At 42.4% G+C, this 24,365-nt stretch carries 15 protein-coding genes; 12 read left to right on the top strand and 3 right to left on the bottom strand.

Annotated elements, in window-relative coordinates:
- Nucleotides 1-574 precede the first annotated feature (574 nt).
- The 3 genes from efp to tsaB all read right to left on the bottom strand — a co-directional run bounded on the left by efp (nt 575) and on the right by tsaB (nt 2,840).
- A complete protein-coding gene (gene efp / locus GJV22_RS05985) occupies nt 575-1,144 on the bottom strand; it encodes an elongation factor P (protein WP_163710096.1) in 570 nt (189 codons plus the stop codon).
- Nucleotides 1,145-1,293: 149 nt separating this feature from the next.
- Nucleotides 1,294-2,022 (bottom strand): DUF3108 domain-containing protein, encoded by a 729-nt coding sequence (locus GJV22_RS05980; RefSeq protein WP_163710093.1) that lies wholly within the window; start codon nt 2,020-2,022, stop codon nt 1,294-1,296.
- Between the two features lie 104 nt (nt 2,023-2,126).
- Entirely contained in the window at nt 2,127-2,840 is a 714-nt protein-coding gene (tsaB, locus tag GJV22_RS05975; protein ID WP_163710090.1) for a tRNA (adenosine(37)-N6)-threonylcarbamoyltransferase complex dimerization subunit type 1 TsaB, read from the bottom strand.
- A 159-nt stretch (nt 2,841-2,999) separates the two neighbouring features.
- Between tsaB and GJV22_RS05970 the strand changes: the two genes are divergently transcribed.
- The 12 genes from GJV22_RS05970 (at nt 3,000) to GJV22_RS05915 (ending at nt 24,357) form a co-directional block, all read left to right on the top strand.
- Nucleotides 3,000-3,755, top strand: a complete 756-nt coding sequence (locus tag GJV22_RS05970) for a LytR/AlgR family response regulator transcription factor (RefSeq protein ID WP_163710087.1) — start codon at nt 3,000-3,002, stop codon at nt 3,753-3,755.
- Nucleotides 3,756-4,268: 513 nt separating this feature from the next.
- Nucleotides 4,269-7,124, top strand: coding sequence for a hypothetical protein (locus GJV22_RS05965; protein ID WP_163710084.1), 2,856 nt, complete (start codon nt 4,269-4,271; stop codon nt 7,122-7,124).
- A 48-nt stretch (nt 7,125-7,172) separates the two neighbouring features.
- Nucleotides 7,173-8,156, top strand: coding sequence for a hypothetical protein (locus tag GJV22_RS05960; protein WP_163710081.1), 984 nt, complete (start codon nt 7,173-7,175; stop codon nt 8,154-8,156).
- 48 nt (nt 8,157-8,204) lie between these two features.
- Nucleotides 8,205-11,111, top strand: a complete 2,907-nt coding sequence (locus GJV22_RS05955; RefSeq protein ID WP_163710077.1) for an Ig-like domain-containing protein — start codon at nt 8,205-8,207, stop codon at nt 11,109-11,111.
- Nucleotides 11,111-12,088, top strand: a complete 978-nt coding sequence (locus GJV22_RS05950; protein WP_163710075.1) for a PorP/SprF family type IX secretion system membrane protein — start codon at nt 11,111-11,113, stop codon at nt 12,086-12,088. The genes GJV22_RS05955 and GJV22_RS05950 overlap by 1 nt, the downstream gene beginning before the upstream one ends.
- Before the next feature lie 63 nt (nt 12,089-12,151).
- A complete protein-coding gene (locus GJV22_RS05945; protein ID WP_163710072.1) occupies nt 12,152-14,095 on the top strand; it encodes an OmpA family protein in 1,944 nt (647 codons plus the stop codon).
- Between the two features lie 336 nt (nt 14,096-14,431).
- Nucleotides 14,432-14,989, top strand: a complete 558-nt coding sequence (locus GJV22_RS05940; protein WP_163710068.1) for an RNA polymerase sigma factor — start codon at nt 14,432-14,434, stop codon at nt 14,987-14,989.
- Between the two features lie 89 nt (nt 14,990-15,078).
- A complete protein-coding gene (locus tag GJV22_RS05935; RefSeq protein ID WP_163710064.1) occupies nt 15,079-16,296 on the top strand; it encodes a FecR family protein in 1,218 nt (405 codons plus the stop codon).
- A 143-nt stretch (nt 16,297-16,439) separates the two neighbouring features.
- On the top strand, nt 16,440-20,069 hold the full coding sequence (locus GJV22_RS05930) for a SusC/RagA family TonB-linked outer membrane protein (RefSeq protein WP_163710062.1): 3,630 nt from the start codon (nt 16,440-16,442) through the stop codon (nt 20,067-20,069).
- 12 nt (nt 20,070-20,081) lie between these two features.
- On the top strand, nt 20,082-21,527 hold the full coding sequence (locus GJV22_RS05925) for a RagB/SusD family nutrient uptake outer membrane protein (protein WP_163710060.1): 1,446 nt from the start codon (nt 20,082-20,084) through the stop codon (nt 21,525-21,527).
- 85 nt (nt 21,528-21,612) lie between these two features.
- A complete protein-coding gene (locus GJV22_RS05920; RefSeq protein ID WP_163710057.1) occupies nt 21,613-22,830 on the top strand; it encodes a hypothetical protein in 1,218 nt (405 codons plus the stop codon).
- 18 nt (nt 22,831-22,848) lie between these two features.
- On the top strand, nt 22,849-24,357 hold the full coding sequence (locus GJV22_RS05915) for a hypothetical protein (RefSeq protein ID WP_163710054.1): 1,509 nt from the start codon (nt 22,849-22,851) through the stop codon (nt 24,355-24,357).
- Nucleotides 24,358-24,365: the final 8 nt, after the last annotated feature.

Genomic DNA, 24,365 nt, shown 5'->3' with positions numbered 1-24,365 from the left:
GAGCAGTTTGTTGTTGATGAACAGGTTTTCGTCATTCGGGAGCAATCTCTTTTACAAGCCCGGCAGCAGTATCGTGAATATTTCCGGACCGTTATCAAAATAGTCAGCAATGATAGGTAACACAAGGCTTGACTCACTTACACAGTTTATTGGACACTCTCAGAACTGGTGCAATGCATGGAAGAGTCGACGCATTTTTGGGAAGAATCAGCTCAATTCTTATAAGAATTGGCTCAGTTCTTTAAAGAACTGACGTGATGTTTTAAAGAACTGGCTTGGTTTTTTAAAATATTGATGTGCTTTTTTAAAGAATTGGCTTAGTTCTTTAAAGAAATACATCAATTCATCAAAGGAATGACACGGTTCTTTAAAGAAGTGAGCTGGTTCTTGACAGAATTGGTGCGTTTCTTTAAACTAAAATGGCCGGTTTAAATCAATCGTTTCGCAACTTATACCGGAGCAGTTTGGGATTGGCATGCCGAAAGCGGAGAGTCGTGGTTCAGCTAACGGTCGAAAAAAAGAAAAGCTCCGGTGAGGGAGCTTTTGCTGCAGATCAATCGGTTTGGACGACTGATTATTTTTTAACGCGTTCGCTGTATGAACGGTCGCGGGTATCAATTTTCAGCGTTTCTCCGGCGTTGATGAACATCGGCACCATAACTTCAGCACCTGTTTCCAGTGTTGCTGGTTTCAATGCAGTAGAACTGGCTGTGTTTCCTTTTTCACCTTGAATTGTTGCTGTTACTTCCAACTCAACATATTGAGGAAGTTCAGCCGTCAATGCTGTTTCGGTGTCAGCGTGGAAGTTAATTTCAATGATCTGGCCTTCTTTCATCAAGTCAGCATTTTCGATTAAATCCGGGTCAATTGAAACTTGTTCAAAGGTTTCGGTGTGCATAAAGTTGAAACCCATATCATCTTTGTACAGGTATTGGTACGGACGACGTTCAACACGAACAGTGTTCACTTTTACTCCAGCATTGAAGGTGTTCTCAATCACTTTACCTGTTTTCACGTTTTTCAGTTTGGTACGCACAAAGGCTGCACCTTTACCAGGTTTTACGTGTTGAAATTGGATAATTGTAAACAGTTGACCATTGTACTCAATTGTCAAACCGTTTTTAAAATCAGCTGTACTTGCCATATCTTGATTAAATTATTTGTTGCTAAATTTTGCTGCAAAAGTATAAAAAAAAGGCAAAAGTACGTCCGCCAATTTCAATTTTAAATGCCTTTGTTCTAGTGGCTTGTTTGTGTAGCTGTTTTTACCGGCGGGATGTTGTTGACGGGTAATCAGAGATTAGTCGGCTTTTTTTTTTCGTAGGATACGAGTTCTGCCCGAACGGCACCGACATTCAGGTCGAGTTCGAGAATCAGCGGAAGCTTGTCTTCATCCTTGGTAATATAGAACCGGAGTCCGTCAGAACTCTTCAGTAATTTCCCTTCATCAATCCTGGGAGATATAACATAACACTCCTTTTCACCGAGTTTCGAATCGATTGTTTCAGTACCCAGAAAAACAGTGGTCATCATGAAATACTTGTCGGCATGATAAACCGGTAAGGTGAATTCATCGCCCACTTTTAAAGATTCCAGTAAGTCGTGTTGGCGCAGGAAGCTGAAAACACTCAGGATGTCGAGCATATTGTGTGGGACCGTTCGTCCTCCTGATCGTTGACTGAATATAGAATCATTGTCGGTATAAAAGTATGTTTCGTTGTAATACCGGTACTTCCGTTCCTTGATGTTGCGAATGTGCATGTAAGGCCGTCCGTTTCGCGGATTTAAGAAAGTCTCATAAACATCGTCGATCTTGTAAATTGCTTCCGGTAGTCCAACTGTTTGTCCCCGCAGAAAATAATGGGTAGCCGGTTTACCGGCAAAACTTGTATCATTCACGAGAATGACTGCCTCGCCGCCTTTGATGAAGCTATATTTTAGATTATACTTCAGCTTCTCGGTCGGTTGCGCGAAGGCTCCCATTACGATTAGACTGAAGAATAGTATTAAACTGTTTCTCATATTTCCCGGATTTCAATTTTTGCAAGATGCACAGTTCTTAATAAATGTATGTAATTCCTGTGGAAACATAGGTGAAAAACATCCGAAAACTGTAAATTTTCTTGCTACGTATTTAATATGTTTTTTCGCGGTTTGCCGGCAATAAAGTCTTTTAAATAGAAAGGCTCAAAGTAGGCTAGATCCGCAAATTGTTCATTTTGAAAAGCTTTCCATGCCAGTTTACACATAAACTGTGCCGAAGTAAAAATGTTCGGAATGAAGGTCGCATTTGGGTGGGAAATGATTTGGGAGCACTTATCGGCTCCGTTGCCGAAAAATAGAAGCTTTTGGCTGTCCAAATCCGATAAAAAGGCCTGTTCGTCGATGATTTCAGCAGAAACGGTTTTTACCGGCTGATTGTTGGCGTCGTAAGTTGCTGTATAAACTTCCATCCGCCGGGCATCAATCATTGGCACAAGAATGGTGTTCTCAAGACTGTCAATGCCAAGTTCCGTTTGCTTTGTTATGACTTGTTCAGCCATCGCTTGCAGCGGACTAACAGGGATCAGGGGTATTTGGTTGGCATAGCAGATTCCTTTGGCCAAGGATACACCAATCCTTAGTCCTGTGTACGATCCAGGGCCTTCGCTTACAGCTACAGCACTTAACTGGTTGGAATTTATTTTGTTGCGTTGCAGGATATCCTGAACGAAAACGCTTAGTAGCCGTGCGTGATTTTGTCCTTCGTTACTTTCGAGTAAATCAATCAACTTTCCGTCCTTCGCCAGTGCTACACTGCAAATTGAGGTTGAAGATTCCAGCTGGAGAATATATGCCATAACGTCTGTTTTAGGCTCCAAAAATAAGCATATTCGGCTTATCTTGACGAAAATGTTTCGATTGGTTATTTTTCTTTGAATCTGTCTAAAATAATATAGTGTAATGTTAGTCTTCAGACTGATTTTTTTATTAGATTAGTATGTTGAATTAAACGAACTATGGTGAGGACGGTAATTATTGACGATGATCAGCTTGCGCGCAAGATTCTTTTTCGGATTATCAGTCAAAATTTTTCAGAACTAGAAATTGTGGGTGAAGCTGGCTCCGTTGGAGAAGGGATTAAGCTCATCAATGATACAGATCCGGATTTGGTGTTTTTAGATATCGAAATGCCTGACGGGACTGGTTTTGATTTAATTGATCAACTGATCGAGGTCGATTTCCGGCTCGTGTTTGTTACTTCTTACAATGATTACGCAATTACTGCTTTCAAATATTCAGCCTTCGACTATATCTTAAAACCGGTTCTTCCTGAGAACGTTAAGTCGACGATTAGTCGTATTTTGAAGACTTCAGGTATTAAACCCAAATTCGAAATTGACAATCTTCGCAGCCAAATAGAACGTTCAGAAGAACAGGCGGACGTAACTATTGCCCTACCCGAGATGAACGGCTTTGCGATTATTAAAGTGAAGAATATCTTGCGATGTGAAGGCGAACGAAATTACACCCGTGTGTATTACAAAGACGGAACCTCCGTATTAATTAGCCGGACATTGCTTGAGTTTGATCAGCTTCTGGTTCCCCATGGTTTTTTTCGGATTCACCGATCTCACCTGGTGAATTTAACTTGTGTTAGCCGTTATGTGAAGACCGACGGTGGCATGGTTGAAATGATTGACAAATCGCAATTAAAGGTTTCCCCCAAGTTTAAAGACTTCCTTCTCGACAAACTCCTACATAATAAACTATAGACTAATTGTACAATCGACAGAAATCGGCGTTTGGTAGAGTAATTCGTCGTTTTGATCTTTTGTGCTTCTGTTACGCATTAATAATATCTAGTTTAGGTGCGGTTGATTTAATATCATAAGATAAAACAGGATTTTTAGTGGTTTGAATGGGGACTAAGCTTTTACAAAAAAAGTGTTATAGTTTCTTGTGTCGTTTAGAGTTGGGAGTCATAATCCTACAGTTTTTATTGCTTGAAGTGGTTCTTCTGTTTTCAGAACGGGAGAGGGTGTGCTTGGTATGTTTGAACGTAAGCCATTTCAAGAATACTGTTTCTAGTCGATTTCGAAGGAATGTTCAATACGCTTCTCTTAAAGGGAAGGGTGAATCTCCGGTTGCCAAGGAGAAAATGGCAGCTAAGGAGAGATTTGTTCTTTCGTTAGGCTTATTGTACACCGCAAACAACTGCTGTATTACTTCCTGCCATTTAATAAATAGCCATCAGTATCAATTTGTTTCATCCGGTTTGCCCTGGCATGCCACTTCGATATTTACTTGTTGACAAAGCCATGAACCATTTCACCCCTTTTCTCAATAAACGCTGTGCTTCTATTCTGCTGCTGCTTGTATTACTGACGGTTAGTTGGAGTGGGTATGCTGCTACAATAACTTCGAAACAGGATGGGTTGTGGTCAAGCACTTCAACTTGGTATGGAGATGTTGTGCCTGGAGCGAGTGATGATGTGGTGATAGATCATGTGGTCGAGATTCCTTCTTCCTACAAAGCGGAAACAAACAACATTACCATTTCAAAGACTGGTGACCTGATAGTGTCAGGTGGTTTGGTTGTTTATGGCAATTTCTCAATGCAATTTAATGGACAGGATTATGCGACTCTGAGGATGAATGATGAGGCCTATGTTGTCGTCAATGGCAATGTTGTGCTGACAAATAAAGTTACCTTATCTATAGCCAGTTATTTTATTGTAAAAGGTAATATAAACGGGGCGGCGGGAAATACTGATTTTACAATAGAAGAGGATGCTCAGGTATATTTATTAGGCGATGTCGATCACAATTTAAATCTGGAATCGAATTGTGATGAAGGGTATGAATATACTGACTATTCAGAGGCAGATTGTGATTATGGCGGATTAGAAGACTTTATCGATAATTATGATGGCTTTCCAGACGAGTTGAAAGATGCTTTAGGCTGTGTAACTGCTTCTATTCCCGGCTGGAACAGTAATGGTGAACCTCAGGCTACGAATTCATTGGTCTCACCGGGTAGTGGGATCAACTTGCGTGCTCAGGGTGTACCTCCTTCATCTTTGTATTTGCCGGTAGTCTATGTATGGAGTGGACCGAACAATTATTCTTTTTCCGAAACCAGGAACGATTGGAATGAGAGTACGGTCAGTTTGAGTAACGCTACGACCAACATGACTGGTTACTATGTTTGTCGGTATGTGAATGCGAAGGGATGTTTCATTGAGGACTCAACCTACGTTCACGTTGGAGACTGTGGAGATTCAGATAGCCGATTCTTCAGTATCGAAAACCAAACTGGTAATTGGGAGGACGCAAGTAGTTGGGGGAGATCTAGCGCTTCATATTCAATCCCCCCATCCACTAATACACAATCGGGTATAACCACAATTTACGGGACGATTTATAGAAATGGAGACTTGACCACAACGAGTAGTGGGTTTCAAATTTGTGACACATTGATCGTGTATGGAGACATGGTTGCAAACTCGATTACAATTTCTCCGAGTGGGGTATTAATTGTAATGGGGAATTTGTCGGTAAGCGGAGGGTTCTCCAATGAAGGCTCGATTATAGTGGATGAAACGCTTAATAGCGGTTGGATTAGCAGTGATGGACCTATTTATATTTTTGACCATGATCCTATTAAGACAAATTTGCAGCCCGGACCCGACGGAACAAGTCCAAATGATATTTCAAATAATACCCTGAAGGATTTATATTGTTCCCTGGATGGAGCCGATTGTAGTACGACGGTTGAATTGATCGCTCCAGAATTTAAAGACGGAAATAATGTCGTTGAGTGCTTACCATCCTTTGATAGCTTTGCAGACTTTGCGACCGCAGAGATTGAATACACTGACATTTTTACTGCAGGAGGTTACATTGGTGGTTCTTATGTTTCGATAACTGCTTTTAGCTATGAAAAAAGCTATACTTATCCGCCCGGGGGAGGTTGCCCTTCTGTGGAAGTGATATATAAAGCCACGATTGATGGTGTTGATATTACTTCTGATCCACAAATTTTTCAGTTAAACGATTCAGATCCTCCTGTTGTCAATGGAGGCAATCCACTTCCGGATATTACCCTGTATGCTGATGCAAGCTGTTTGGCAGATTTTACCGTGAATTTTGACTATTCTAAAGTAACAGATGGTAATTGCTCAGTTATATTGGAAAATGCAAATTTTCGCTACTACCCGGGGAACGACAACGCAGGAACAATGGTTTCCGATGCAGGAGATGTGGCGGATCAATTCCCTGTTGGAATTACGACTATTTATTGGTCTGTTACCGACGAGTGTGGAAATGAATCAGATGAAGTAACACAGGATGTCGTTGTTTCAAGTTCAATCCCGATCGATCCGATAACCTACGATAGTAATTCAACCGACAAAGGTGTTGCTTCTGGTAAGCAGCCAATTTATTCTTCAACTCACAATTACGCGGTGGATGCAGGCGAAGCTTCACCAGATAATTACACCTATACCTGGGATTTGCTGAATGCTTCAGGTAATTTCCTTTCAACAATAACGAGCGGAGTAGGCTTGACTGCCACTGCTATTACCTTCACCACCGGTTACACCGAAGGCACAACCTATCAAATACAAGTAACCAAAACAAATAGCTCTGGTTGCTCTATTGCTTCTAGACCACTTGATATTTCTGTATTGCAGAATGATTTTGATATCTCGGTAGAAGATTTAGGCAATACCTGTCAGGATGGAGTTAGCGGCTCAACAACAAGGATCACATGGCGTATCGGATTTGGAACGACAGATTCTCAGCCATTTGATGTGACTTACACGCTTGATAGGGGAGCAGTAGCATGTACTGGAACGTTGACAGGGATTACCTTCGATGACAACGTTGGAACGGTAGATTTAGCCCATACAGAAACTGGAGGCTGTGCAGTTACCTACGGTTACGATAGTGCCCATACGCTATACTTAATGTATGCTTTTACGAGTGACTCGGAGAACGACCAAACAGTCGCACTTACGATTAATTCAGCGTCTGGGGAGTACAGCGTTTCCGAGTCAGGTACTGAGACAGTTGATAATAATAGCGACGGAGCGATTTTTTATGGAGTTCCGGATACTTCTGATATTCAGCCAAATTAAAATACAAATGATAGATAATTCAAAAATTTAAACTCAAAATTTCAAAAAATGAAAAAATTACTTTTCTCTTTATGTATGTTGGCTTTCGTAGCCGTTACTTCGACTGCCTTTGGGCAGGGAGATGGAACATTTGGTGATCCCAAAATTGAGATTGTCAATGCAAAAAGGGTGTATAGCGTTACTGCAAATGCGTCCAATTCATTTACATGGGCTGTTTATAGTTGGACTAGTGGTGTAGATTTTACTTCCGATACTTGGACTGCGACTGCTGCTCCAGGTAGTGCTTATGCAATGACTCCGACTGCGAACTCGACTGAAATTGAATGGCTCGTTCCTGGCTCTTACGTTGTGGAAGTAACAGAGGCTAATGGTGGATCAGGAGGTTGTACTACTGTGCGTCGGTTTGGTGTAACGATTATTGATCTTGATTTGTTAGTTGTTACGAAAGACAATTTAGGAACAGTGTTAACTGCAGATGCTAGTGCTATTTGTAACACTGATGAAGGTAACATCTACGGTGTTGACGATGCCGATGATCTGAATTCAGCAACTGGTGTCACGCCTGCATTGACAACTATGACAATGACATATGAAATTACCTTGTATACAGAAAAAGCAGGTACTGATGGTAGTGAAATTGGAACCGTATTGAACTCAGCGGGTTGGAAGTTTACAATTGTAGATAATAGCACGATTCCATCTTCTCCTGGAAATGTAATATGGACAGTTTCAACTGGAGATACGTATACAACTTTAGGAAGTAATGTGATCACAGTTGGAGCTGGAGTTTCTAAAGTTACAATTACAGCGGAGATTCAGAATATTGCAGCAAATGATGGAACTAATTATGTTCTAGATTTCTCAATCGATCCAGCAACTGTGATGATTGAGAATGGCGGCACATCTTCATCAGACTATGCTGAAGGACAAGAGCCTGACACATATGATGGAACAAGTGGTTCACATACTAATGATGCTTATCAAATAACTGTTAAGCCAATTCCAAACACTTCGAAAATTTCTGCAAACTAATAACTCATTAAAATTCCACCGACCCTTTCCGGCCGGTGGAATTTCTAAATGAAACTCAGGCTCCTTATACAACTTTTAGCCCTGTTCATTGGTATGGTATTGACCATGCAGCTCAATGCCCAGGTGAATTTCAGTGTTGGACAGACGGTGAATTTGTCGGTTGAACAGCATGCTGGTAGTACTTACTATTGGCAAGTTTATACCGATGTGAGTACGAGCATTGCTGCTGATGCTTCGAGTTATCAATTCACCAGTAACACCAATGGAGCCAACACAACAATTGTTTTTAGTGAGTCTGGAACTTATTATCCGGCGGTTATCGAGATGAGTCCTGATGGATGTTCAACAGGCCGGTATGTTCCTGTTGTAATTTTGGAAGTTCCAACCGCCTACGCCGCGTTTCGCAATAATACCATTACCGTTTGTTACGGCGATGAAATCAATACGAGTTCAATCGCTCTAGCTTTTCATGAAGGGGAAGGGAATGCTTTGAATGAAAGTCAGTTCCCCATTACACTTGATTTTTCAATCGACGGTGTAGCCCAATCTCCAATACAAATCACTTTTGCCGATCAAACCCTCAGCATCAACTCCTCGCTTTTGCCAGGAGATGGCTCCGTTGATCAGGCTTATACCATCGAAATTACCGGAGCTACCGATGCCCTTAATCAGACAATTCAACCCCTTGAGGGAAAAAATATATTTACGCTTGCCACATTGGCTCAGCCTCAAATCGCATTCAGCCAAACAGCTGTTGAATTGAACGAGGGAAGCACACAGGCGTTCACTGTTAATGCGTCGGAAAACTTTATTTATACCTGGCGACTAACGTCTCCCGACGGCGCAACCGTTGGCTTAAGTTCTCAGTCCGAACAGTCTGATGACATCTACTTCGATCAACCCGGAGAATATATTTTACAGGTTCAGGCTGCGGCGAGTAATTCGTGTTCCGGTGAATGGCAGTCGTTGGCCATTACGGTTGTTCCGGATGAAAAAGATCCGGAACCTGATCCGGAGGTTTATCCGACCTTGGCGATTAGTGATATTAACCAGGGATGGAAAAATCAGGTAGTTCAGGGAAATGTATTGACCAATGATTTATATGATGCGGGGACCCTGCAGTTGACTGTTACAGCACAACCCGATGCTTCTTCGGGAAAGTTAACAGCCTTCAACAGAACGACCGGAGCGTACTCCTTTGTTCCTGCGGCGAATTTCACCGGTGATGCGGTCTTCGAGTACGAGTTATGCGAGACGCTTGGTGACGGAACAGTTCGCTGCTCGTCGACACATGTGACGATTCAAGTGCTGGATACAAACTTTTCAAATGCGTCTCCGGTTGCCAGCGATAAATATTTTGCTGTGGGCCAAAACGAGACTCTAACGGGGAACTTCATTAGCGGGGATGTCGATTTGGATAAAAATGCGATCCTGATTTCAAATCTAAACAGTACAGAATTGACAGGAAATTTCTCGTATTCGCCGGAAGGTTCTTTCACGTATATTCCCGCTCCTGATTTTACAGGAACTGAAGCCTTTAATTATAAAGTTTGCGACGGAAGCAACTGCGACTGGGCTACGGTTTCCCTTTACGTTTGGGGTGATGAATTTGAGCTCACGGACTTGCTGGCCGGCGATATAAGCTATTTCAACTCCGGTATTTTAGCGTCTCAGCTTCCTGATAATAAACGATTAGATGGCTCGCCGGATTATTCGTACGCGTTGGTCAATGGGACTGAAGCAACCCATGGCACTGTTGATTTGAATGAAGATGGCTCTTTTGTTTATACGCCACTGGTAGGCGAGACCGGTTACTTTACCGATCAATTTGTTTATCAGATTAGCACCTTAGCCGGCGAGGCGCAGGCAACAGTTTATATCAGTTCCTATGTGGAAGAACCGGTGCTGATCGTTAAAAATCAATTTACAACGGGCTCCTGTATTCCCGTTAGTCTGGATGCCTCAAAGAGTACAGGGCTGGCACCTTTAAGCTTTAATTGGTCGCCGGGCGAGTTCCTGAGTGATGCGACCAGTTCGTCGCCAACTTTTATGCCGGGCGAAAGCTCAACATACACGCTTACCTTGACCGATGCTCTTGGTAATACGGATAGCCGGACCGTTATGGTGGATGTTTCACCGGTCCCTGATGTTGTTACCGATCCGTATGTTTTTGTTGAAAATCCGGCTGAATCAGTTCTTCTGGATGCTTCTCAAAGTGAAGGGGATGGTTTAAGCTTTAGTTGGTCATCGGGGAACAGTGGTGTCATTGTTTCCGGGCAAAATTCGGCGACACCCGAAGTGAAAGGCGTTGGAAAGTACTATGTAACGATTACTGATCAGTACGGATGTATGGATCAGGATTCGGTGCTTGTTGGCGTTTGGATCCAGGCAGTTGATGATGTTGCCAAAGCATTGGTTAATAATTACGTCAGCATTAATGTTCTTCGGAACGATGTGCCGCAGGGAGATATTGACCCAACATCGGTGACCATTGTTATGCCGCCATCCAATGGTGTCGCCGAAGTTCAAACCGATTCGACAATCGTTTACACTCCGAATCAGGAGTACATCGGCGAGGATAATTTCGTGTACCAGGTATGTAATTATTTGAAGCAGTGTGATGAGGCGACTGTTTTGGTCATGGTTAGTGAGGAAGCGCTCTTCATCCCGAATGCCTTTACGCCGAACGGCGATGGCTACAATGATTATTTTGAAATTAAAGGTTTGCGAAAATACAGCAATGTACACCTGAAAGTGTTTAACCGCTGGGGGAACCTGGTTTACGAATCGGCGAACTATGGAACAGAGAATGGTGGCAACGGAAACTGGGATGGTGTTGCGAATCGGGGTGTTCGGGTCGGTCGCGAGCGAGTGTCGTCCGGAACTTATTACTACATCCTTGACCTGGGTAAAGGGAGTGAGCGGTTAAGTGGATTTATTTATATCGACAGGTAATGGGAAGTGCAAAATTTGACATAGGACAAAAACAGTTGCGCAGGAGGAGCTCTGTGTATTTGATCGTGTTGCATACGCTTTTCGGATCGCTCTATTGGAATGGCGCCGAAGCACAGCAAGATCCCATGTATACGCAGTACATGAATAACATTCTGTCGATCAATCCGGCCTATGCCAGTGTTAGTACAACCATGGAATTGAACTTGCTTACCCGGAACCAATGGGTTGGGGTTGATGGAGCCCCCGTCACGCAGTCGTTCTCGGCACTCATGCCGCTTAAAAATATTTATGCCGGAGTTGGTCTGTCTTTCATCTCCGATAAGATAGGACCTGTCAAGCAAACCGGGGCATACGTCGATTATTCTTTTAAAATTCGACTGGCGTACCGAACTTACCTGTCTTTTGGATTGAAAGCGGGTGTTAATTTCTTCAATACAGACTATTCGATATTAGAAGTCAATGATGAGGGAGACCCCATTCTTAGCGACGATGTTACCCGGAAGTTCTTGCCGAATTTTGGTATTGGGTTGTTTTTATATGATGATCGGTTTTTCGCTGGACTTTCAATCCCAAAATTATTGGAAAATCAAATTCATGAGGTAGGCTATTCATCGCAATATGCCAGCAAAGAGGAAATGCATTTTTTTGGTATCGCCGGTTATGTCTTTGAACTGAACCGAGATGTGAAATTTAAGTCTTACACACTGGTGAAGTTGGTTCCAAACAGTCCGGTTTCCCTTGATGTATCGGCTCATTTTCTTTTTTATGACCGACTATGGGTAGGAGCTAACTGGAGAGTTGGAGATGCTGTTGGAGCAATGACACAGTTATTTGTAACGAAACAGCTGAAGGTTGGGTACGCTTACGATGTTACGGCAACCGATCTGAATTCGTTTAACAAAGGAACACACGAGATATTGGTCAATTTTGTAATCAATGCAGGGCGGAGACGATTTATCTCGCCACGTTATTTTTAAATGCGGATGAAATACGATTTGGGGAAATTGGGGCTAATTATATGCATAATTCTAAGTGTATGTATGTCTTCGTTTGCCCAAAACGGAAAAGTTCGCAGGGCCGACCAGTTTTACCAGGAACAAGTGTACGCCAAAGCATTACCGCTCTACGAGAAAGCTTATGAGAAAAATCGTGGCAATAATGAGTTGCTTCGAAAGATGGCCAATACAGCTTTTCATGCCGACGAAAATGAACTGGCGTTGCGGTATTACCAACGATTAGTAGCTCGGAAAAAGGACATACCAGCCGACTGGATTGCCTATGCCACTGTATTGAAAAAGGACGGAAACTACGAAGAATCATTTAACTGGTTAAGGAAATACAGCGCGTTGGCAAATGATTCACTGGGGAGGAATCTTGAGGACCAATTGATTCACATCAAGCAGCTCTACGCCGATTCAGTTAAATTCTCAGTTACACCTTTGTCGGTCAATACAAGTCAATCTGAATTAGGACCTGTTATTTATGGAGATAGTCTAATCTTTAGTTCGGCAGGTCTGCACTCGGGAGCCCGACGGAAATCCTATCTGGATCAGAAACCCTATCTGAAGATTTTTTCCGCTAAAATACTTCCGGACGGGGAATTGGACGAACCGGAGCCTTTTGCACCTCAAGTGCGAACCAATTTCCACGACGGTCCACTGGCTATCGCTGCTGATGGCGGGAAAATGTTTGTTACCCATAATCAAAAGCCGCGGACAATTCATATGCTTTCTGAGCAAACCGTTCAACTGGGAATCCGGCAGGCGGTGCTGCAAGGCGGACAGTGGATGCCGACGATGGATTTTCCTTTTAACAGCAAAAAATACTCCGTTGCTCATCCCGCGGTAAATGCAAGTGGAACGGTTCTTATTTTTGCTTCGAACCAACCCGGCGGTTACGGCTCGACCGATTTATATATCAGCTATTTCGATAAAGGAGCCTGGAGTGAGCCCAAAAATCTGGGGCCGGAAGTTAATACAAAGGGCAGTGAACTGTTTCCTTGTTGGCTGGCCGATGGTAAGCTCTATTTCTCATCAGACGGACTGGAGGGACTAGGTGGATTGGATTTGTTTCGCGCTGACATTGTAGACTCGGCGGTGAATCATGTTGAGAATCTGGGATCCCCGATAAATAGTCCGGCGGATGATTTTGGTATGGCTTTGCTAAAGGATGAGGATATTGGATATTTCGCGTCGAACCGAAAAGGTGGAAAAGGACAGGATGATCTCTATTATTTTGAGCGCAACAACATTCCGTTTCCGGTGCGAATGATTGTTTCAGATGATAACAGCAAGGAAAAGATCCAGTTGGCTGAAGTTGTTGTGATGGACTCGAAAGGAGACACCATTGCTCAAAGTTTAACTAATATCGAAGGAGTCGTAAATTTCGAATTACTCCCCGGAGACGGCTACACAATGGCGGTGAGCAAACGGAATTATTTCAATTATAGACAGGATTTTGTGTGTAAAGAATTGGATTCGAAAGCGACAGAAAGTTACGAAATAGCGCTTCAGTTTAATCCGGGAACGGAAGGAGATGGCGTTCATCCACTTTACATGGATATGGAAGACGGGGAACCGATTCAGATCCTGGAAGTATTCAGTATTCATTACGATTTGTCACAATGGTTTATTCGGACACAGAATTATGATATTTTGAATCCGATCATTGACTATCTGGTTGAAAATCCGGATTTGGAGGTTCGAATTGAGTCGCATGCCGACTGCCGTGGTAGCCGTGAGTTTAATAATGTACTGACGAATAAACGGGCCAAAGTGGTGAATAACTTCTTTATTTCGCGCTACATCCGCCCCGAACGAATCCGGTTCAAAGGATTTGGCGAAAGCCGGTTGCTGAATATTTGTTACGACAATGTGCCCTGTGACGAGGATGAGCATGCAGTCAACCGGCGTACGATTATTAAAATTGTCCGCAAAGGTCGCTACTATAACATGCGTCTGAAAAGAGCTGCTTTCTACTTCTAAGACCGAAGATTAATTCAAATTTTTTTCATACAAATAAAGAACATTTCTTTTTTTGTATTCAGTTGCTTATACGGAAGCTGTCGTTGAGTCGGAGAATGGTAAGAAAGGAAGGTCGAATGGTGTTCTGCTTTTGCATATTTCCAATATTTTAGAATCTTTGACAGAAATATGTTTTGTTTTGGAGAGCTCGTTCTATTTTTTCATCTAAAATTGTAAGTATTTTCGTAAATATTATATTCGCATTCCATTAACCAAATAAGAATAAAGTTATTCTTGCGTCTGTTTTATCTTTTAAGTAAGCTGTAATTCGATCAAGAATGGCTTATAATTCGTTTTATGAAAGTATCGGGAAAAACTATTGAGTTTAATAGTCAAGCATTTAAATCATTATTTGAGAGCTTGTTTCCCCCTATGTGCATATTGGCTTCCCGAATCCTGAAAGATGAAGAAAAGGGAAAAGATGTCGCTCAGGATGCTTTTGTAAAGCTTTGGCAAAAAGATCAGGAGGACTTTGCCGACGAGCAAGCATTGCGTGCTTATTTATATGTGTTGGTGAAGAATGCGTGTCTGAATCTTATTCAAAAAGAAAACAAGGTTCAGAACTCGTCGGTCGATGCAGCCTTGCATCTGCCTGAAAAAGAATTTCTAAACGAACTTTTACGCGAAGAAACATACCAAATACTCCGGTATGCGATCAAAGAATTATCTCCCCAGGCTGGAGAAGTCATGAATCTCATGCTTCACGGTTTTTCCAATCAGGACATCGCTGATCAGATGGGTGTCTCAATTAATACGGTCAAGACTGTAAAAAAAAGAGCTTACAGGGCATTGCGAGATATGCTTGATGATGAGCTAATTATGATTCTTTATTTCAATCTCATTAACTTTTATTAAAAAATATTTACAATTGTTGTCACCCGACTTGACAATTGTTTCTGTCTTACATGTGAAGGTCTCAAATTGTTAGTTAACCTATTCGTGTAATGACAAAAGTAAAGGAACATATAAGAATTGCGGGGTTACTTGCTCGGAAAATGCTTGGAATGCTTACCGATGAGCAACGGGTGCACCTGCAGAAGTGGGAGGAATCAGACGACAATAAAAAGGTGGCCGAAGATATTCTTCAGCCCCGGTCGTTTGATGACTGGAACAGACAGATGGATAATTTGGACGTTTCGGGGCAATGGACAACTTTTTTGAATCGGATGCAAAAAACATCTGTTCGAAGAAACGTGATTCGCTTGAAAATAATTCGGACAGTGACTGCAGTGGCTGCGGTTTTGCTTTTAGCGGTCACCGTTGGTATTGTTTGGGAAAAATTCTCCGGTTCAGATCAAGAGCAAAAATTAGCCGAGCTAAGTATTGAGCCCGGATCAAAAAATGCGCGGTTGATTTTAGACAACGGACAGGTTGTTGATCTAAAAGCAACGGACAGCCAATCGATTGACGAGGGTAGTGTGATCATTAAAAACGACAGTGGTGTGTTGGTTTACGATGATGATATGCTGGCTGATGAAACGACATCGAAGTTAGCTACACACTATGCAACCAATAGACTGTCAATTCCGCGAGGAGGGGAATACCAGTTGGTTCTTCCGGACGGAAGTAAGGTCTGGCTGAATTCTGAAACGGAGCTTAGCTATACGGTACCTTTTAAAGATAATGAACGCAGGGTTGAACTGAAAGGAGAGGCATACTTTGAAGTGGCTCACGACAAGAGCAAACCGTTTATTGTTGCTACACCTTCACAAACCATTCAGGTATTGGGCACTCAGTTTAATGTTTCAGCTTATACCGAAGACCAGAGTACGGTAACGACACTGGTTGAAGGGAAAGTACAAGTTGAATTAGACGCCAGTTTGAAATCGACAGATAAGATTGTACTAAAGCCGAACGAGCAGTTGGTGTTAAACACAAAAACAGCAGTAGTCGAATTGAAAGAGGTTGATACCAGCGTTTATACTGCATGGAAGGATGGGCGGTTTGTTTTCCGGAATGAACCGTTGGAGTCGTTGTTGAAGAAAATTTCCCGTTGGTATGATGTGGATATCAATGTGGATAGCTCGGCGCTTCAATCGATTCACTTTACCGGCAACCTGCCTAAATATAAAAATATGAGTGGACTAATTAAAATCCTGCAGGCTGAAACATCGGTTACTGTAGTAATGGAAGATAATCATACGCTTACCGTAACAAAATAAAAAAGGAGGGTGGTAGGACACCCTCCCGAAAAGCATCCTGTTACGAATACTTTATTAGTTAATTGTAATACAAATCTATGAAAAAATTGAGATTACGAAAGGCACCCCTTTGTTCGGGAGTGCCAAAAAAAATTTGGCTTATTATGAGGTTGACTTTTATTTTAGTCTTTTGTGCAGCGATCTCAGTATCAGCTAGCACCTATTCTCAGTCAAAAAGGGTGACCTTAGATGTAGAAGATGCTTCGGCATCTGAATTGTTCGATGAGATCAAACGACAGTGTGATTACAGTTTCTTCTTCAATGAGGATAACCTGTCCCAGATGGAGCATATCACGCTTCGGAAATCTGACGTTACCGTAAAGGAAGTATTGGACGAAATTTTTTCGGGGACCAATATCACGTACACATTGATCGACGATGTGATTGTTATCAAAACGAAGAGTGATTCGGATCAGGAATCGGATCAGGAGAAACGCGTGACGATTATTGGTAAAGTGTCCGACGTAGAAACAGGTGAACCGCTGCCAGGTGTAAATATCGTAGTGAAAAACGGTTTTCTTGGGAGTGTATCTAATGTGGATGGTGAATTCCGTTTTATTTTACCTGAGCCTCGAGAAACGCTCGTGTTTTCCTTCATTGGCTATGTTACTAAAGAAGTGTCAATCAAAGGGGCAACCGGGATAGTTGATCTCAATGTGAAGATGGAAATGGATATCCGCGAAGTTGGAGAAGTTGTTGCAACCGGATATCAGGTGATCGACAAACGTGAACTGACCAGTTCTATTTCTTCGATTAAGTCTGAGGACATGGAGATGCTTGGAGCGCTGAACGTAGATCGGATGCTCGAAGGTAAAGCGACCGGTTTATCCATTACCAACCTGAGTGCTACACCGGGTGCCGCGGCCAAAGTGCGCGTTCGTGGAGGGAGTACTTTTACCGGCAACCAGAGCCCGCTTTGGGTTATCGATGGTGTAATTTATGAAGACCCGGTTCCGCTGACTGCCGACCAAATTAACAGCTTTGACCAGGTAAACGTGATTGGAAACGCCTTGAGCGGTGTCAACCCATCGGATATTGAGCAAATTGATGTGTTGAAAGATGCTTCTGCAACAGCAATCTACGGAACACGCGCTGCCAACGGTGTGATTGTTATTACCACCAAACGGGGTAAAGAAGGTGATCCTGTGTTCACCTATTCCGGAGGAGTTAACGTGGTTAGAGCACCCGGCTATTCTGATTTTGAGTTGATGAATTCGAAGCAACGGATCGATGTGTCGCGCGAAATGTACGAGCGTAACCTGGGAACTACCGGCACAGAACAAAATATAGATCGTTTGGGCTACGAAGGTGCCCTGATGAACTTGTGGGATGGAACTTATGATTTCCAACAATTTCAGGATCAGGTTTCATACCTCGAAACATTAAATGCGGATTGGTTTGGCGAATTATACCAAACTGCCGTTACGCAAAAGCATGCTGTAAGTGCTTCCGGCGGAAGTAAAAAAAGTCGCTACTATTTTTCACTGGGCTACGATGACCAGCCGGGAACAGAGAACGGTGTCGGCCTTAAACGGATAACAGCCATGTCGAAACTGGATCTTGACTTGCGTGAAAACCTGCTGCTGTCGTTTAAAATCAGTGGTTCGAAGCAGGATGCGAAGCACAACCATTCATCGATCAATGCTTTTAACGAAGCTTATTATACCAGTCGTACGGTACCTGTTTACGACGAGGAAGGTGAGCTGTTTTTTCAGCATAAAAAATTGGACACGAACGCGCCAGGAACGACTTATGGCAGGTACAATGTGCTGAATGAGATGAATAACTCGCAACGTAACATTATTAACAAAGACTTTGCTGTGTCGGCCAATTTAAGTTGGAAGTTCCTCAAAAACTTTCGCTTCACAGCTTTAGCAGCCTATCGCAATACAACAAACCTTTCCGAAGAGTGGATCACAGACAATACGTTCTATATTGCTGAACTTCGTACCTACGATTCATTTGACGATTTGGTGCAGTCATCTGTTGACAAATTTGCCTCGGTACCTTTTGGCGGACTTTACACCGGAGGTATGGTGAATTCTGATACTTATAGCCTTAGTAGTCAGTTAAACTACAATAAAGTAATCAACAATAAGCACGTATTCAATATTAACCTGGGGCACGAATTGCGTTCCAATAAATATTGGGGTGCAACAGGTTTCACGGTGCCAGGGTACGACCATTATTATGGCCGGGGTTTTATCTCCTTAGATAATCCGGGATATGTAAATGTTGATGGTGAGCAGGTGTATAATTTCTCTGATTATGGCTATGATAACATGATCAATTGGATGACAACAAAGGGTTCCTCTGTTTATCCGACGATCACCGACCGTTTGTCAAACACCTTGTCGATGTTTGGCATTTTCAACTACGTGTACGACAATCGTTATATCCTTAACTTTAATATGCGGAGTGATGGTTCCAACACATTTGGCCAGCATGAGCGTTACAAGTTTAAACCAACCTGGTCGGTATCATCCCGATGGAATATCCATAACGAACAGTTTTGGAACAAAAGTGGGAAGATTGACGAGCTGGCTCTGCGCGCTTCATATGGTATACGTGGTACGATGCCCAATACGAGTCCTTACCTGATTATTGGTAATTATAATCGCGATTATTCGAGTATTTACGGCAACGAGTTTACATCAAATTTGGTTGAGTTCCCGAATGCCAATTTGCGTTGGGAAAAGACAGAAACTGTAAACCTTGGGTTGAACTACAGTTTATTCCGTGGGCGTATAAGTGGTGCATTCGATTATGCCTACTCCAAAAGTACAGACCTGATCCAACAAAAACCGGTTTCGCTGGTTAACGGCGCATCAACACAAGCCTATAATGTTGGTTCGAAAGATGTAAGTAGTTACGAATTATCGGTTCGCACGGTTAATATCAAAAGCGAAAAGCTTGGCTGGAGCACCTTCTTCAACTTCTCGTATGACAAAGATCGCGTTCTCGAAGGTTTTGATGAAGGAGCATCGGGCGACGGACTAACAGTCTCCGAATATTTAAGCGGGAGTATTTATCGGACGGGATTCCCGACAAACGGATTTTTCTCCTACCAATTTGATGGGTTGGACGAAGAGGGTCTACCTACTTTTGTTGGTTTGACAGATGATTTTGACACCCCCGATGAGCAGTTAAAAGCAATGTTGAAATACGAAGGTAGCAGGGTTCCACTCTATTACGGAGGTTTCGGGACAGAATTTAGATATGGCAATTTAAGATTGTCAGCCAGTTTCACGTATAAATTGGGGTATAAAACCCGCTTGTTGAAACTTTATAATGGCGCTCAGAATATGCCTTACGCCTATGAAAATATGAGCAGCACTTTTGTTGATCGCTGGAGACAACCGGGAGATGAACAATACACGAATATTCCAGGTCTCTCTTCTGATCGATTGACGTATCCGGCATCGCAGGTGGAGTATTATGACTATGTATTGCCAAGCGGAAATAATAACGGCTGGTATATGTACGATATGAGTGATGCCCGTGTGGTAAAAGGAGATCATATTCGACTAAGTTCGGTGACACTATCGTATAATGTACCTACCAACGCAATCAAGAAAGTTGGCGTTAAAAATATGAATGTAGCACTGCAAATGAGCAATGTAGCTGTTTGGGCCTTCGATAAAAAGCTGAAAGGGCAGGACCCGGAGCAAGTTAACTCAATCGGGATGCCAAGTTTGCCTACTTATAGTATGAGTTTAAATATGAGTTTTTAAGAGCTGAATAGTATGAAGAAGTTATTATATATCACACTGATTTTATTGCCCTTTTGGGGTTGTAACGATTTTTTGGATGAGGTTGACCAGGATAAGATTATTCCGGAAACAACCGATCACTTCGCCTCATTGCTGTTGAAAGAGTTCAACTATGCAACAAACACCACCTACCGGAATGTGAATTACATGACTGATGACCTGCGGGAGCGAAACGGTGCAGATGCCACCAATACGAAGAAAAAGGGAATGAAAACCTTTTATACCTGGCAGCGCGAATTGGAGATTGACGAAGATGGCGGAACGGTGAGATATGCCAATAGCGCTTGGGGAGATATATACGAGGATATTGCGATTGCGAATTATGTTATCGAATTGGTCGACGATGCAATTGGTAGCATCGAAGAGATCAATTACATTAAAGGAGAAGCTTATTTTATTAGAGCTTACTCGTATTTTAACTTGCTGAATTTGTACGGTGTACCATTCAATGCTGCAACTGCATCATCCGACTTAGGTGTTCCCTTACGGTTGGATACTGGTGTGGAGCGTACCTACAGACGCAGCTCGGTGGCCGAATGCTATTCTCAAGTTGAAGCAGACCTCGAACAAGCGATGATGTTGATCGAAGAAAGCGGGTTAACCAAGTCGAAATGGCATCCTAATGCTGCGACTTGTAACTTGTTGATGTCAAGAGTGCTGCTGTACCAGCGTAAATGGGCTGATGTAATTACCTATGCCGATAAAGTACTCGATAAGTACAGTTTGTCGGTTATGAGAACAGGAATACCTTTTATTAGCGACGAAAATGATGAGGTCCTTTATTCTTTCCAGACTGGTTTGATTAGTGGCTGGTCGTCAGGGAGTGAAAAATATTTCGCTGTAACCTCAGAATTGTACAATAGTTATGACGATGCAGACCGACGTAAGCAAACCTTTTTTACAGGGATGACCGCTGAGACAGGGGAAGCATACAACTGGACCGCTAAATACAATACTTCATTTACAAGTATGGGCTTTGCTAATTTCAGGGTAGCAGAGGCTGTTTTGAACAGGGCCGAAGCTTATGCGGCCTCAAACCAGGCAACGCTTGCGATTGATGATATTAAAATGCTGGATGCGCACAGGTATACCAGTACTGATGACGTGGTTTATCCGGATAACGATAGCGAGGTGTTGTCGTACGTTCTAAGTGAACGTCGTAAAGAACTGTGTTTTGAAGAACACCACCGTTGGTTCGATTTAAGAAGAATGGACAGCCGTCCTGAAATAAAACATGTTTACTCGGTTATCGATGAGACTGGTTATCTGCTACAAACAGAAACCTATACCTTATTTAGCGACGACCCTAACTACACGCTTCCGTTGCCTTTGGATGAGCGCGAAAATAACCTGCTGATCCGCAATGTTGAGCGTTACGAAAAATTCCCGGTAATAGAAGAATACTTGGTAATCCCTTAAAACAATACAATTTAAGATGCAAGATTTGATCTTCCGGAATCATACAACTGACAGTCATTCTTGCCTTAATACAAAAATAAATCATATGAGACAGTTATTTCTATATACAATATTGATGGGGCTTCTGGCAACAGCTTGTCAGGAAGATGAACTGACCCCGTCGCTGGCTGATGTAAACCGGGTTGATGTACTTATGGAACAACAAGGTGAATATGGAGCACAGCCGCTCATCGAGGAATGGTACAGTACCTATAATACCGCGGTTTTGTTTGAATATCAGGATACGCTCGATTTTATTTACCAGGCTGGCAGTCAAAGTGCCAATGACGCTTGGAATGACCTCGATTTTCCGCAGATCCGTTCGTTGTTTGAAACTGAAGACGGAGCATTGCCTGCTGATAGCATTGCCCAATACATGGCATATGTCGAACAGGGATTGGCCTTTTTGGATACAACATTGTTTGCATACATCCAGCCGGGCAGTCAGATTGCCAGTATGATGCCGCCCACCATATTGATTAGTGCAAGCTTGGGAGGAGCATCAACCGGTGGTTTTGTCTCCGAAGGGGACTACGGGGTTTCTTCAAACGACGAATATAACTACCACGCCCTTTTCAATTCACATGCGATGATCTTCAATGTCAACAAAGAAAATCTGGAACTGGGAACTGAATCTTATATGATGGATAACTTCTATTTGTTCATTTGTAAATTGTACGAGCAGAACGATTTATATGAGTTGTTCGACGATGAAATCTACAAGTACTCGGAACCCTATTTCAACATGGTTATAGAAGATGCTTATATCGAAGATTATGGTGACGATGAAACACAATGGACAGAGTTAACCCCGAATGGCGAAATTCCATTGGCTTGGTTTCTGTCAAAAGGTTTTGTGGATGCTGCAGGTTTTTACGGTTTCGGTTTCAAAACGTATAAAGAGACAACTTACCCGACGGATGAAGATGGTAACTACATTGCTGCCGGAACTGGCGACGCATACGGTTATGTGAAGGATGCAGACGGAAATTATATCCGTGACGAAAACGGTAAGCTTTTTAAAGCACTGAAAGTGTATGTCTATCACGATTATATCGATATCAGTACTAGCAGTACATTTCTTGAAGACAAAGACGAGTTCATTCGCAGTTACACCAATCAATTGCTTTACCGTACCTACGATGAGCTGAACGCTTATCCTGAAACGATTCAAACAGGTTTAAAACTTGTAGCGAATACACTAATCGATTGGGGAATTGACCTGGTGGCATTCAACCCAGAGTTAGAGCAGTTTCTTAACTAATAACTAAAACGAAAAGGAATGTTTAAAAATAAAATATACAGCATAGGGCTAACCTTATTTTTGGGAGTTTTGGCATTGGTAGCCTGTAAGGAGGATTATGAATTTCCGGATCCGGGATTCGAAATTCAAGACCAGGATATTGAATTAAGACGAGATACAATTGATATTTACCGGGTCGAAATTGAAATGAATGTACCTAACGGACTCAATAAAATTGAAGTTCTGGATGGTCATGATTACAGTCTGATTGATGAGGTTAACGAGTACGGTGGTCAAACGAAGTTCCTGTTTGAGTATGACATCGATCTTACGCCATTTGACAATGACACCGTTCTCAACTACATCATTCGCGCTGTTGATAATGATGGGCGAAGCATTAATAAAGGGTTGAAACTAACCGTGAAACAGAAATCTACACCGGAAATACAGTTGGTTGGAGGAGATAATGTAGCCTTGGCGTTGCCGGCTTATTTGGCAAAAGCGTTGGTAACAACAGGTTTGGCCCCAATGGAATCTATCATCATCCGCTATGAAGGTAGTGAAGTGAAAACCATTACTTTTCCTGCAGACACCTTGGTGTATGAATACAAATTAAAGGAACAGGTTATAGTTGGACAACTAAACGAAAATCAGGAATATAAACTGGAGATTGAAGTAAGCGATAAAGGTATTGATTACACCACTGCCGGCGGCGATCATATTACACGTGAGGCATTGTGCTACGTTAAAGAGATCACCGTTACCAAAGGATCAGGTCAGCAAAAAATTCCAAGCTTAATCGTTTATAATAGTACATATAGCTACAATCCTTTGCGACTATTCATTTACGCAAATGGTGACTCTCGAATCGATAGTATGGTCGTACAGCGTTATAGTTCATTCAATGGGGATTTCAACGATCCGGAGGCCGCTATTGTATTTAGCTACAACGCGATGGATATGGTTGATACCATTCGGTTTGGTCGTTACAGTGTGAAAAAGGTATTTACCTACACCGAAGGAACTACATTACTAGAGAAGGTTGAAGAGTGGCCAATCGATGCAACTCCGGAAACAGTTCAGTCTGGCGATATCGAGGTGGAGGCATCTAATTTCACCTATAATGATCAGAATCAGGCTGTGTCGTATTTTTATGCTCCATCGTCCTATATGGTGAATGATTTACGCTATGTCGATCCTTTTGGAATTGGAGACTACGTGGGCATTGAATCTTTTAGAGGTAACCTCAAAATTTCGCCCGAGGCAGCTGACCGAGATTACTATGACAGCTATGCTCCGGTGTTTGCTCCGGCATATATTCCGGGTTTACCGTCGACCTTCAAATTCGAGGGAGGTACAACGATTGGCGAAATGCTTAATTTACTTTGCTACAACCCGTACCTGGCTCTTGAGCTTAAAGATGCCGATGGTGAGATATCCAAAGAATTCTCTTATAATACGGATGAAGATGGGTTTGTTAACCTGGTAACATGGGAGCAGGTTTCTTATGGTAATCCATATACCTATTCTTATACAATAACCTACTAATCGTTTTT

The sequence above is a fragment of the Mangrovibacterium lignilyticum genome (genome assembly GCF_010882175.1).
Classification (GTDB): Bacteria; Bacteroidota; Bacteroidia; order Bacteroidales; family Prolixibacteraceae; genus Mangrovibacterium; species Mangrovibacterium lignilyticum.
This window is presented reverse-complemented; position numbering and strand designations above follow the sequence as displayed.

What these genes read in the sequence shown, in the direction of transcription:
- GJV22_RS05965 (WP_163710084.1), top strand. Translation starts at nt 4,269, where the DNA reads ATGCCACTTCGATATTTACTTGTTGACAAAGCCATGAACCATTTCACC.
- GJV22_RS05955 (WP_163710077.1), top strand. Translation starts at nt 8,205, where the DNA reads ATGAAACTCAGGCTCCTTATACAACTTTTAGCCCTGTTCATTGGTATG.
- GJV22_RS05935 (WP_163710064.1), top strand. Translation starts at nt 15,079, where the DNA reads ATGACAAAAGTAAAGGAACATATAAGAATTGCGGGGTTACTTGCTCGG.
- GJV22_RS05950 (WP_163710075.1), top strand. Translation starts at nt 11,111, where the DNA reads ATGGGAAGTGCAAAATTTGACATAGGACAAAAACAGTTGCGCAGGAGG.
- tsaB (WP_163710090.1), bottom strand. Translation starts at nt 2,840, where the DNA reads ATGGCATATATTCTCCAGCTGGAATCTTCAACCTCAATTTGCAGTGTA.
- GJV22_RS05940 (WP_163710068.1), top strand. Translation starts at nt 14,432, where the DNA reads ATGAAAGTATCGGGAAAAACTATTGAGTTTAATAGTCAAGCATTTAAA.
- GJV22_RS05920 (WP_163710057.1), top strand. Translation starts at nt 21,613, where the DNA reads ATGAGACAGTTATTTCTATATACAATATTGATGGGGCTTCTGGCAACA.
- GJV22_RS05960 (WP_163710081.1), top strand. Translation starts at nt 7,173, where the DNA reads ATGAAAAAATTACTTTTCTCTTTATGTATGTTGGCTTTCGTAGCCGTT.
- efp (WP_163710096.1), bottom strand. Translation starts at nt 1,144, where the DNA reads ATGGCAAGTACAGCTGATTTTAAAAACGGTTTGACAATTGAGTACAAT.
- GJV22_RS05925 (WP_163710060.1), top strand. Translation starts at nt 20,082, where the DNA reads ATGAAGAAGTTATTATATATCACACTGATTTTATTGCCCTTTTGGGGT.
- GJV22_RS05980 (WP_163710093.1), bottom strand. Translation starts at nt 2,022, where the DNA reads ATGAGAAACAGTTTAATACTATTCTTCAGTCTAATCGTAATGGGAGCC.
- GJV22_RS05945 (WP_163710072.1), top strand. Translation starts at nt 12,152, where the DNA reads ATGTCTTCGTTTGCCCAAAACGGAAAAGTTCGCAGGGCCGACCAGTTT.
- GJV22_RS05970 (WP_163710087.1), top strand. Translation starts at nt 3,000, where the DNA reads ATGGTGAGGACGGTAATTATTGACGATGATCAGCTTGCGCGCAAGATT.
- GJV22_RS05930 (WP_163710062.1), top strand. Translation starts at nt 16,440, where the DNA reads ATGAGGTTGACTTTTATTTTAGTCTTTTGTGCAGCGATCTCAGTATCA.
- GJV22_RS05915 (WP_163710054.1), top strand. Translation starts at nt 22,849, where the DNA reads ATGTTTAAAAATAAAATATACAGCATAGGGCTAACCTTATTTTTGGGA.